Source organism: Pseudoflavonifractor hominis (assembly GCF_014288125.1).
GTDB lineage: Bacteria > Bacillota > Clostridia > Oscillospirales > Oscillospiraceae > Pseudoflavonifractor_A > Pseudoflavonifractor_A gallinarum.
Genome location: NZ_JACOPR010000006.1, coordinates 123,745 through 135,926, shown reverse-complemented (window position 1 = coordinate 135,926; position 12,182 = coordinate 123,745). Strand labels below are relative to the sequence as shown.

The following is a 12,182-nucleotide window of genomic DNA, read 5'->3' as shown; positions in this document are numbered from 1 at the left end:
GCTATGAAACACCGGAAAGAGACCATCACTGCCGTCCTCTTCTTTCTCCTGCTGGCCATGGGACTGTGCTACATTGCCTTTCTCTTTCTCTCCGGCCAGAGCTCCCTGCGCGAGGAATTGGGCAAACTCCGCCGGGACCCGGGCTATGTGCTGGAATTTGTGGAACAGGCCGAGTCCGCCCTCAATGAGGACCTGGACCAAAGCCACGGCTTTATCCAGCTCTACGGCGGCTTTCAGCGTCTGTCCGGACGGCGGATGCTGGAGGATGTGAACCAGGCGGCCCGGGTGGTCCGGCTCTCCAACGGAACGCTGAATTTCTCCTATCCGGATGCTCAGCCGCTGGATGTCTCTCCCCAAATCCAGGCTGTCAATGACCTTCACGTCGCCCTGGCGCAGTGGGACATCCCTCTGCTCTATGTGGCCGCCCCTCAGAAGATCCAGGACGGACAGGAGGAGGCGCTCCTGCCCCCCGGTATCTACGATTACGCCAACGACAACGCCGACCGCCTGCTCGCCGGTCTCCAGGCCCATGGCACGGATACCTGGGACCTGCGCCCGCTCTTTGCACAGCAGGAGGACTATGCCTCCCTCTTCTTCCGCACCGATCACCACTGGAAGCCCGAGGGCGCCTTCCTGGCCTGGCAGGAGCTGACCGGCATTCTCGCTCAGGACTACGGCATCCATACCCCGAGCGAGTACACCGACCCCGCCAATTATGAAACTAAGGTCTATGAGGATTACTTTTTAGGCAGCCAGGGAAAGCGAACCGGCACACTTTACGCGGGTACCGACGATATTACGGAATATATCCCGCGCTTTGAGACAAACTTTACCTATGCCTCTCCCTCCTTCGCCCAGGAACGGACCGGCACTTTTTCCCAGTCCCTCCTGTTCCCCGAGCGCGTGGCGGAGCGGGACTGGTTTGGCGGCAATCCCTACACCCTCTACTCCGGCGGGGATTACGGCATCGCCACTATGACCAACCACCTCAACCCGGACGGAAAGAAGATCGTTTTGCTGCGGGAGTCCTTCTCCTGCGCCCTGGCCCCCTTCCTGGCCCTCTCCTGTTCGGAGCTGACCACCATTGATCTGCGCTATTTTGACGGGGATCTGCTGGATACGCTGCGTGAAATCGACCCAGATCTGGTCCTGACCCTCTACTGCGTGAGCTCTATCGGCAACCAAGATCTCTTCATATTTCAGCAAGGAGAAACTTAAGGAACATTTTCCCTCTCTTTTGTCACGCCGTGGGGAGTATTCTGCGTCCGCCCCCCGTTTCTTGTGATTTTTGACGCTTCTCACGCGCGCGTATTCTAAGGTATAATCAAGATAAGTAAGAATGGATAGACTGTTTTTTTGGAATTGAACTGCCATTTACATGGTTTGGAGGTAACTGCTTTGAGAAAGACCAAAGTGATCTGCACCCTCGGCCCCGCCGTTTCCAATGCGGAGATGATCCGCAAGCTGATCGAGACCGGCATGAATGCCGCCCGGTTCAACTTCTCCCACGGCACCCACGAGAGCCACCTGGCCCAGCTGAATATGCTCAAGCATGTCCGGGACGAGATGTGCGTCCCCGTGGCCACCATTTTGGACACCAAGGGCCCTGAGATCCGCATCAAGAGCTTTGAGCAGTATCCCGTGCAGCTGGAGCGCGGCCAGACCTTTACCCTTACCACCGATGAGATCGTGGGCAATGCCGAGCGTGTCTCTGTCACCTACACCAACCTGCACAACGAAGTGGGCCCCGGCTGCCGCATTCTGGTGGACGACGGCCTCATCGAGCTGCTGGTGGAGAAGGTGGAGGGCCACGACATCGTCTGCACCGTGGAAAACGGCGGCCCGCTGTCCAACAACAAGAGCATCAACATCCCCAATGTGAGCATCCTGCTCCCCTCTCTCACCGAAAAGGACAAGTCCGACCTGAAGTTCGCCGCTGAGAACGACTTTGACTTTGTGGCCGCCTCCTTTGTGCGGAAGGCCAGCGACGTGGAGGACATCCGTGCCTGCCTGAAGGAGTACGGCGGCGAGCACGTGCGCATCATCTCCAAGATTGAGAACCGGGAGGGCGTGGACAACCTGGAGGAGATCATTGCGGCCTCCGACGGCATCATGGTGGCCCGCGGCGACCTGGGCGTGGAGATCCCCGCCCACGAGGTGCCCATCCTCCAGAAGAAGATGATCAAGGCCACCATCCGCCAGGGCAAGCCCGTCATCACTGCCACCCAGATGCTGGATTCCATGATTCGCAATCCCCGTCCCACCCGCGCCGAGGTCTCCGACGTGGCCAACGCCGTGTTTGACGGCACCTCCTGCGTGATGCTCTCCGGTGAGACCGCCTCCGGTAAATACCCCGTGGAGGCCCTCCAGACCATGATCGACACCGTCACCGCTGCCGAGGGCTCCATCAACTACTGGAACCGCTTCCGTCAGCGCCATGTGCTCACCGGCATTCAGGGCATCAACGACGCCATCACCCACTCCTGCTGCCTGACCGCCATGGATCTGGACGCCACTGCCATCCTGACTCCTACCCAGTCCGGCCATACCGCCCGGGTGATCTCCCGCTACCGTCCGGCCTGCCCCATCCTGGCCATGTGCCCCAATGAGCGCACCCGCCGCCAGCTGTCCATCTCCTGGGGCGTGCACTCCTACCTGACCGGCGACGTGGACTCCACCGACCGCCTCTTCTCCATGGCCGTGGAAGTGGCCGTGAAGGAGGACGCCGTGCAGAAGGGCGACACCGTGGTCATCACCGCCGGCGTGCCCATCGGCAAGAGCGGCTCCACCAACCTGATCAAGGCCCAGACCGTCTAAACATCCATCACCTCTGCCGGTTCGGCAGCGGTTGGATCAGGCCCGTATTATAAGCTGAATATAAATAAAATCCCTTAAGGGGACCCAGGCGATTGCATTCTTTCCCGGGTCCTTCTTAAGGGATTTTTTTAATGTTACCGCCTTTTCTACTGCCAAAATATATCCCCCGCCCAACATGGGCGGGGGATATAATCAGATCTGTTTTACGGCTGCTCCGTTCCGCTCTTTTCTTCTTTCCAAGTATAGAGGAGCACTGCCAGACACACCGTCACTGGTACGCTCAGTACGATGCCAAAGCTGCCAGAAAGGCCCTGCATGATAGCGATTCCAATGTTGTTGGAATTTATGATTTGCTGATAGGGCAGATCATAGGCATAGTCCAGCAGCAGCATCGATACGCTGCCGCCCGCAAAGGCCAAAATCAACGTGTTGGAGTCCGTGCCCATCATATCCCGCCCCACATGCATCCCAGCCTTAAAAAGTGCCCGTTTGGACAGGGAGGGATTTTGTTGATGGATCTCGGAAATCGCACTGGCAATAGACATAGCCACATCCATTACCGCCCCCAAACTGGAAATGAGAAGCCCCGAGAAGAGAAGCCCTCCCACTTGAATGCCGTTCACATTCCAGAGGGTAAGGAGACTCTCAATGTCGGACACGTTCCAGCCGCTGATGCCGCTGGCCCAGCTGAAGCATGTGGCCGCCACCCCTGCGATGACCACCCCGGCTACCGTACCACCGGTGGCTACCAGTGTTTTTTTGGTGGGTCCTCCGATCAGATACATGGTCACCACGGTGGTCACCACGCACAGCCCCACCGACACCCAGAAGGGGGAATATCCTCTGTATACCAGGGGCAAGTAGAAAAAGAGGATACACAAAAAGGTGAAAATCAGCCCCAGAGCGCCCTTGAGGCCCTGTTTCCCGCCAACCAGCACCAGCACCACCAGATAGAGGGCGGCAAAGAGGTACAGGACCCCCTCGCGATCCTGGCTGTACACACTGGTAATGGTGGACTCCCCTGCCACACTCTGCAGGACCACCACTTTCATACCTACGGTGCAACCCGCGCCGAAGAGATAGCCGGAAGAACTGGTTGTCTCCAGCTCCTGTCCAGCCCGGACGCCGGTCGTCATGCGCACCATCACACGCTGTTCGCCCACCCGGCTGCCGTCAGGCATGAGATTATCCTGGAGAATCTGGGTGACCACACCCTTCTCAAAGGTCTGGCCCTCCCGGGAGACCAGCGGCACTTTGTCTACCCGGTTGATCGATACAACAAAAGCCACAAAGACTGCCAAAAGGAGAAGTGGCACGCCCCAGCGGAGCAGGAAGTGGGAAAAGGTTCTCTGTTTCATGGCAAAACTCCGTTCTTGTAGCACAGCGGCCTCCGCGCACCAGGCGCGGAGGCCGCTGTCTGTCGGTTGGTTCAGGGCTTGGCGTTTTTTACAGGTTTACACCCAGAGTCGCCAGGAAGGACGCAGACACGTAGTAGTTGCCCTCGGCCAGCACGGCGTTGGTGGAGACGGCCTTGCCGTCCACCGTAATATTCAGCGCAGAAGCAGCGCCGGAAGCGGGGGTCCCGGTGGGCACAGCGCCGGTGTAGGCCTTACCGGTATTGACGACCACGCCGTTGTCCCACTGTACATCAAACTGGTTGTCGGTGCCGGAAACAGAGGCAGCCACGTCGCGCAGGCGGTAGTAGGTCTCTCCCTCCACATCCAGAGTGGCGGCGGACACGCCGTCCGCAGTCTTGCGGATGGTGAAGGTATCGTCGATCTTCTCCGTCTTGCCGTCGTTGGTGATCTGGTAAGTATCGATGGTGAAGGTGTCCTCACTCAGGGAAATGACGGAATAGCTGGGCAGCCAGTTCTGGCTACGCTCGGCCACATAGTCCTGCTGGGAGGCAATGAGCTCATAGAACTTCGAGCCAGAGGCCGAGTTCGCGGTCATGTAGAGGATTCCCTTGGGGTTCGTCACGGTGTTGCCGCTGGTGCTCTCAATGGTATAGCAGCCATTGTCGGCCTGGAAGGCATCGTGAGCGGCGGTACCGGTGGTGTCACCCTCCTCGGGGTACAGGGGGATCTTCTCGTCAGTCTGGGTGTTGTAGGCGTTGTCCCAATCGTAGTCGGTGCCCTCGTCGTTCAGACGGAACTCGTAAGTGCCATGGGTCTGACCGTCACCGTAGAGCATCTTGGTACGGCTGTAGGTATGGTCATGGCCCTGGAGCACCACGTCGATGTCGTACTCATCGAAGATGGGGGTCAGCTGGGTGCGCAGGATCATGCCATCCGTGTCGGAGTGATCCAGGCCGGAGCCATAGATGTCCTGGTGGATGGTCACGATGCGCCACTTGGCATCAGGGTTAGAGGCGATCGCCTCCTGGATGGCCTTCTCGTGCTCGGCCACGTTGTAGTTATTGGTGTTGAGGACGATGAACAGACCCGCACCGTAAGAATAGTAGTAGTCGCCGCCGGCCTGCGTCTTACCATACTCCGTGGTGTTGGGGTTATTGAAATGGTACATATAGTCGGCGTTCAGAGAATCATGGTTGCCGATGGTGGTCGCCACAGGCAGGCTGGCCAGAGCGCTGGCGCTCAGGTAGCCGGCGTACTCCTCCTCCTTGGCCTTACCGGTCTTGTTGACCTGGTCGCCGGCGGAGATGATGAAGTTGAGGTCAGGGTTCTGGGCAGTGGCAATATCCAGGGTACGGTCCCAGGCAAAGCTGTCATTGCGGGCCGCCAAATTACCCACACCGGAGTCGGCAGTGAGCGTCACATCTCCCTGGGTCTGACCCTTGGAGGCGCCCACCTGGGGATCGCCCACATAGAGAATCTTCAAGGTGGAGAAGTCCTGGGTCTGATAGGTAACCACGTCGGACTGGACGCCATTGCGCTCCACGGTGTAGTAATAGGTGCTGTTGGCCTGAAGCCCGGTGACGGTGACATGGTTGTACTGGTAGGCCACGCCGTCGGTGAGCGCGGTGTCCACCGCATCCGCCGTACCGGTAAAGGTCTTCAGATTCTCCTTGTCGGTGCCAAAATGGACCACGGGAGTGGCGGCTTTGCCGTCCTCCACCTTGCTGTACCAGGCGAAGTTCAGCTCGGTCTCATCGGCGCCGGGGGTCAGGGAGACCTTGGTGTAATCGGTGGCGACGGCGTCCCACTGGGCGACCCATGCGTTCCAGGCCTCGCTGCCGCCGGTCACGCTGGAGTCATTGTAGGGAGAGGCCAGGGCCAGAGGGGCCGCCCCCATCAGAAGAGAGCCGGTCAGGACGCCGGCCAGGACCTTTTTGCTCATATTCATGTCCAGATTACTTCCTTCTTTTCTCAAATATACAGCTTATTTTGCAACTGCAATTGGCAGTATAGCACCCCATTTTCACCTTTTCAAGAATAGTTTCAGAATCTTTTCACGTATTTTACACAGTTTTTTCATTTCTTAGAAACAAAAACCGACCCCTAGGCATTTACGCCCAGGGGTCGGTTGGAATCCCTCAATCTGTGAATAAACTATGCAATTAAATTCAGGACACGAAGCCGGCGGCCTTGAGGATCTCCACGGCGCGGTCCTTGTTGGCCTCGGACACGCGGACGATGGGACCAGTGCAGCCCATGCCGTCCTCGGCGTAGATCTTCTCCTTCCACAGAGCCTTCACAGCATCCTCTAGGTCCATGACCTCGATGCCGGGGATCTGGGCGGTGACGATCTCCTTGGGAGGAGCCACAACGTCCTCCGCGGGAGCGGCGGACTTGTTGGCAGCGGCCTTGCGCTCAGCCAGGAGCTTCTCCAGGCCGGCCTTCTCGGCGGCGGCGAACTCAGCGGCAGCCACCTCGAACACCTTGCCCCGCACCAGCTGGGCGGCGTAGTTGATGGCTCCGGCGATCACGGGAGCGCCGGAGGCACGGGAGATAATCATGACCAGACGGTCATAGCCCTTGCCGATGCCGGGGCCGTAGCCGTAGCCCACGGCCTCGTAGCTGCCGCCGGTGCAGGCGGAGGAGAGCATCTTGGAGAGGATGTTGCCGGTGAGGGAGTCGGTGACCATCACGTCGGCGGAACCCATGAGCACGTCGTTGCCGCGCATCACGCAGCCGCCATCAGCACGGGCAGACTCGGCAAAGGTGATGGGGTAGCCGTTCTCCTTCAGGGTCTTGAGGGCACCCTCGGTCTGACGGGCGCCGTCCACGTTCAGGATACCCACGGTGGGGTCAGCCACGCCGCAGGCCTTGGCAGCGATGATGCCATAGATGGCATTCTTGATCATGCCCTCGATCCGGTCGGTGGAGGAGGTGCCGGTGGTGTTGGCGATGAACATCTCATGGCCCTTGCCGGGGGTGACGGCGCGGCCCACGGTGGACACACCGATGGGGAAGGGATAGTGCATGGTCACAGCGCCGTCCACGGCGCCGGTCTCCAGCAGCTCTTCCATCTTCTTGTGGGCCTCGTCCTCGTCGGCCACGGGAACGGTGGTGACCTCAGGATGGGTGATGGTTCCGATGAAATACACATCGGCGCCGGCGCGGGCGGCCTTGACGGCGCCCTCCATCACGGTCTCTTCGCCGTGCTCACTGCCCATGGCGGTGACGGCGATCTTGGGCTTGGCGCCGAACGTGCCGGTCTCCAGGCCCTCGGCGATGGCCAGGAAGGTGTCGGCAATCAGCTTTTTCGTCTTGTCAGCCATTGCGTCTCCCTCCTTACTCGTCGTCCACAGCCAGAGTGGCGGCGAACTGACGGAAGGACTCGGCGATGAGCTTCTTCACCTTCTCGGTGGAGACGCCGCCCTCTTCCACTTCACCGCTGTTTTTGCGGATGACGAAGGACACGCCGTCGAAGAGGTTGGTCATGCGGCCCAGGAACAGGGAGCCCTTGCCGATGATCATGGCGGTGTTCAGCTCGCCGGCGAGCATCTCGTCGCGGGCGGGGCCGATGAAGGGCACGCCGGAGGGGATGTGGCCCTGGGTGGGAGCCCAGCCCACCAGACCGTGCTTGGTCAGGAACTCGGGCATGGCCTTCTTGTCCAGGTCGCCGTTCTTGACCGCCAGAGCGGCGATCATCTTGTAGTTGGCCAGAGGCACATCACCGGCGCCGGCGGGCTTGGTGATGTCGGGGTTCTGCATCTCGGGGGAGTACTTGTCGATGTCGGTGATCTTCAGACCGGCGCGGGCCAGAGGATCGGCCACCAGAGAGCCGATGACGGCCTGAGGAGCGGAACCGGTGCCCACGGTGTGGCGGCCCAGGATGGACAGGTCGATCTCGGGGTTCACGCCGTCGTTCTGGGAGATGACCACGGCGAAGCCGCCCAGCATGTCCTCCAGGATGGGCAGGCCCTTCTTGACGTGGTCCTTACCGTTCATGCCCAGCTTAGCGGTGCAGCCGCCGGCGGTGACGATAACGGTCTTGTAGGTGCCGGCCTTGACCAGAGAGGCGGCCTCCACAATGGCGTGAGCAGGACCGGCGCAGAAGCCGCGGGTATCGGAACCGGTGGCGTTGGGCAGGCCGGCGATCTCAGCAGCCGCCTTGGCAAAGTTGCCGCCACCGCGCTGGTTCATGTCGCCGCAGGCCTCCTCACAGCAGTCGATGACGTACTCGACCTCGGACTTGTCGATGCCGGCGTTCTTCACGGCATGCAGCAGAGCCAGCACGCTGGAGGCCTTGGACACCAGGTTCTCGTGCATGACATGGGCGGACAGGTTCACGTCGATGTCGTGGGCGCGCTTGACACATCCCACCAGCTTGTTGTTGTGGTACAGGCCCTCAGCGTGCTCCTCGTTCACCAGATGCTCAATCTCGCTGATCTCCACGCCCTCGTTCAGGCGGCCCACCATCTCCTCGTCAAAGAGGGGATGCTCGGCGATGGCAGCCTTGTGCTCGGCCACAAAAGCCTTCTCCAGCTTGACCACGTCAAAGCAGTCACAGATCTGCATCAGCAGCAGGAACTCGGCCTGGGGCATGATCTCGCCGTACTTGCCGTGGCGATCGGTAACGGAGCACTTCATGTCCACCCAGGAGGTGCCCTGCTCAGCCAGCTGAGCGGGGGTCACATTGCCGATATAGGTCTGGTTGGGCCAGTAGGCCAGCACATCCTGGAAGCTGCGCAGGTGGCTGGGCAGCTCCTTGAGGTACTCGCTCTCAGGATTGACCACGCGCTCGGTGGTCTGGGTGGTGCCGTTGTGGATCACCATGTCGGGAGTATGAACCAGGATATAGCCGGTTCCCTTGACAACACTGTTCATGTGAATAACCGCCTTTCCATCTATGGCTGTAATAATGCGCATCGTTTCGCGCGGGGATACGTCGTTTGCGTTTCGGGATAAGAGATACCCGGAAACTGCCGGAATAACGACAAAAGTGGTGACAGGGCGCGCCGCGTCCTACCACCACTTTTGTGTTCACAGCGCAATTAGTACTTGCAGTACTGATCACGGATGGACTTCATCTCATTGATGATCTCATCCACGTCCAGAACCATTTCCATCATGCTGACCTGCTCATCGTATACGGCGGGATCAACTTCATCTTTGATCTCGGGCTCGCACACATGATAAACCTTGAGTCCCAACGAGACTCCAGTCAACGGACCGGCGAAAGTGGGGTCGCCTGCGGTGACGGTCTCAGCCGCCAGACCGGAGGCCTCCGCCTCGGAAGCGCCCAGAATAACGATAACGTTCTCGGGGCCGAATTCCTCGGAGAAGTCCTTAACCCGCTTCTGATTCTCCAGATCCATTGCACCAGCGCTGGTTCACACAAAGCACTCGGTGGAGCTGAACACGACCTCAGCACCGGCGGTCTTCACGCACTCGGCGATGGCAGGACCGGGGATACCGTCGCGGTCACCAATGATGATGGCCTTCTTGCCTTCCAGCATTCCCATGGTGTTTCTCTCCTTCCTTTGTAGATTTATAGCAAGGGCGGATGCCCATACTACACAAGAAAATTAGATGTTGGCCTCGACCATGGCCTTGACAGCCTCGGGAGTAGCCTCTTCCTTCACGCAGGAAGCGATTTGAGCGCCGTTCTCGTAGATGGCGATCACGGGCAGACCCAGCACCTTCTGGGCAATGGCCAGACGGCGGGCCTTGGTGGTGTTCAGGGCGCAGAACTTGATCTTGTCGCCATACTGCTCGGCCAGCTCATGCACGTGGGGCATCAGAGCCTGGCAGGGCACGCAGCCGTCGCCGTAAAAGTCAACGAGGACCTTGCCCTCGGCCTTCAGCACTTCTTCCTCGAAGGTTTCCTTAGTCAGTTCCAGCATGGTAATATACCCCTTTCATTGTTCGGTGCGGCGGCTGCCGCGCCGTTCATTTACTCGTTGATGAACTTCTCAGCCTGCATGGCGGCGATAGCGCCGTCCGCAGCGGCGGTGACCACCTGGCGCAGGCTCTTGACACGGATGTCGCCGGCGGCGAAGACGCCGGGGATGTTGGTGTGCATGTTGTCGTCGGTCTTGATGTAGCCGTTCTCCATCTCCAGGATGCCGTCAAACAGCTTGGAGTTGGGGTTGTAGCCGATGAAGCCGAACACACCGAACAGGCCGTCCTCGGGATCGGCCTCGATGGTGGTGAGCTCGCCGGTCTTGACGTTCTTCACGACCATCTTGCTCAGCAGCTCGTCGCCGTCCACGGACTGCACCACGGTGTCCCACAGGAAGTGGAGCTTGGGATTGGCAAAGGCCTTCTCCTGGATGCTCTTGGCGGCACGCAGCTCGTCGCGGCGATGGATGATGGTGACCTTGCGGGCAAACTTGGTCAGGTACATGGCCTCTTCCACGGCAGAGTCGCCGCCGCCCACCACGAAGACCTCAAAGTCCTCAAAGAAGGCAGCGTCACAGGTGGCGCAGAAGGAGATGCCCTTACCGATAAACTTGGCCTCGTTCTCACAGCCGATGGGCTTGGGGAACGCGCCGGTGGCCACGATGACGGCCTTGGCACGATACTCATTCTTGGCGCTCTTGAGGACCTTCACATCGCCCTCCAGCTCCACGCTGAGAATGGTGTCGTTGGCGCGCTCAGCGCCGAACTTCTTGGCCTGCTCGGTCATACGGGCGATCAGGCTGGGGCCGCTCTCACCCTCGACCATCTGGCCGGGATAGTTCTCAATCTCATCGGTGATGGCGATCTGACCGCCATCCTTGCCCTTCTCAATAATGAGAGTGCTCAGACGGCTGCGACCGGCGTACAGACCGGCGGCCAGGCCGGCGGGGCCGGCACCCAGAACGATCACGTCATAAATCTTATCCATGGTATGATGCCTCCTACAAACTTCCATTTTGGATCCTGCGGGACATAAACGTGTGTGGACGGCGCACAAGAAGGCATCACTCTACTTAAGTAAAATGCCTAAAAATGTTTCTTTCCCCATCACGCATTTTATTGAAACGATCAATTCTTTCAGCGTGATTTTATAATGCTTTTTCAAGAAAGTCAAGAGCTATTTTTTTGCCCCCAATGGCAAAAACCCCTTTTAAATCGCGGTTATTAAAAAAATAAATGAATAATCATCTTGATTATATTTGATTGGCGCGGTATAATGAATTGGAAAGTGCTCCGCTCTCCGGAATCATACTTATAAGTTCATTTTCTATCCCATCAAGGCAGAACGATACCATGCGCAATTTTGTGCGCCACTGGTGAACTTTAAGGAGGCATTATCATGGCAAGACCCCCTTACCGGGCCGAACAGCGCAATCAAATTTTCGCCTGTTTTATCAATGCGGCCAGCGAGTTAATGGAAAATGAGGGTATGGAATCCCTCACCCTGCGCCGGGTAGCCAAGCGGGCGGGCTACAACAGCGCCACGCTCTACAACTACTTCAAGGACCTGGACCATCTGACGGTCTACGCCTCAATGAAATATTTTGAGGATTACAACCGGAACCTGGCCCGCTATCTGGCCGACGAGCAGGATGCCTTCCAGCGTTTTCTGTTCATGTGGCGCTTTTTCTGCGCCTCGGCATTCCGCCATCCCCACGCCTATTATAACCTCTTTTATGGAAAGTACAGCGGAGAGCTCACCGAAATCATCCACGCCTATTACGAGGTCTTCCCGGAGGAGTTGGGCGAACTGGATGACAGCGTGCTGGAGATGCTCACCTGCGGCTCTCTGGTGGAGCGCAACTGGCAGATGCTCCAGCCCGTTCTGGAGGGGGCCTCCCTCTCGCTGGAGGAGCGGGAGTCCATGAATGAGATCATTCTCTACTGCTTCAAGGAGCTGCTCACCCAGAAGATCCAGATGGGTGACGCCCTGGATAACCAGACCCTGATTGAGCGGCAGCTCAGCTACATCCATGTGATCCTCCGCCGCTGATGTTGCTGATCCTGTCCCTATGCGCCAAGATGCGCCCGCCGGCCAAGGCCGACGGGCGC

At 58.8% G+C, this 12,182-nt stretch carries 10 protein-coding genes; 3 read left to right on the top strand and 7 right to left on the bottom strand.

What is annotated here, in order from left to right:
• Positions 1-3: 3 nt before the first annotated feature.
• Together H8S34_RS10795 and pyk are read left to right on the top strand one after the other, a co-directional pair.
• Positions 4-1,218, top strand: a complete 1,215-nt coding sequence (locus H8S34_RS10795) for an alginate O-acetyltransferase AlgX-related protein (RefSeq protein ID WP_101691488.1) — start codon at positions 4-6, stop codon at positions 1,216-1,218.
• A 180-nt stretch (positions 1,219-1,398) separates the two neighbouring features.
• Positions 1,399-2,817, top strand: coding sequence for a pyruvate kinase (gene pyk / locus H8S34_RS10790; RefSeq protein WP_101691489.1), 1,419 nt, complete (start codon positions 1,399-1,401; stop codon positions 2,815-2,817).
• A 203-nt stretch (positions 2,818-3,020) separates the two neighbouring features.
• On the opposite strand, the gene H8S34_RS10785 is transcribed toward pyk, so the two are convergent.
• The 7 genes from H8S34_RS10785 to trxB all read right to left on the bottom strand — a co-directional run bounded on the left by H8S34_RS10785 (position 3,021) and on the right by trxB (position 11,058).
• Positions 3,021-4,175, bottom strand: a complete 1,155-nt coding sequence (locus H8S34_RS10785) for a YibE/F family protein (RefSeq protein WP_186963980.1) — start codon at positions 4,173-4,175, stop codon at positions 3,021-3,023.
• Between the two features lie 88 nt (positions 4,176-4,263).
• Positions 4,264-6,123 (bottom strand): purple acid phosphatase family protein, encoded by a 1,860-nt coding sequence (locus H8S34_RS10780; protein WP_101691491.1) that lies wholly within the window; start codon positions 6,121-6,123, stop codon positions 4,264-4,266.
• A gap of 220 nt (positions 6,124-6,343) precedes the next feature.
• Entirely contained in the window at positions 6,344-7,501 is a 1,158-nt protein-coding gene (gene grdD, locus H8S34_RS10775) for a glycine/sarcosine/betaine reductase complex component C subunit alpha (protein WP_101691492.1), read from the bottom strand.
• A 13-nt stretch (positions 7,502-7,514) separates the two neighbouring features.
• Positions 7,515-9,053, bottom strand: a complete 1,539-nt coding sequence (gene grdC / locus H8S34_RS10770) for a glycine/sarcosine/betaine reductase complex component C subunit beta (protein ID WP_101691493.1) — start codon at positions 9,051-9,053, stop codon at positions 7,515-7,517.
• 167 nt (positions 9,054-9,220) lie between these two features.
• Complete coding sequence (gene grdA / locus H8S34_RS10765; RefSeq protein ID WP_101691494.1) at positions 9,221-9,691, bottom strand: glycine/sarcosine/betaine reductase complex selenoprotein A; 471 nt, start codon at positions 9,689-9,691, stop codon at positions 9,221-9,223.
• 63 nt (positions 9,692-9,754) lie between these two features.
• Positions 9,755-10,072, bottom strand: a complete 318-nt coding sequence (trxA, locus tag H8S34_RS10760) for a thioredoxin TrxA (RefSeq protein ID WP_101691495.1) — start codon at positions 10,070-10,072, stop codon at positions 9,755-9,757.
• A gap of 50 nt (positions 10,073-10,122) precedes the next feature.
• Positions 10,123-11,058 (bottom strand): thioredoxin-disulfide reductase, encoded by a 936-nt coding sequence (trxB, locus tag H8S34_RS10755; protein ID WP_101691496.1) that lies wholly within the window; start codon positions 11,056-11,058, stop codon positions 10,123-10,125.
• Between the two features lie 411 nt (positions 11,059-11,469).
• Between trxB and H8S34_RS10750 the strand changes: the two genes are divergently transcribed.
• The gene (locus H8S34_RS10750; RefSeq protein WP_101691497.1) at positions 11,470-12,123 is read left to right on the top strand and encodes a TetR/AcrR family transcriptional regulator; all 654 of its coding nucleotides are present in this window, start codon (positions 11,470-11,472) and stop codon (positions 12,121-12,123) included.
• Positions 12,124-12,182 lie beyond the last annotated feature (59 nt).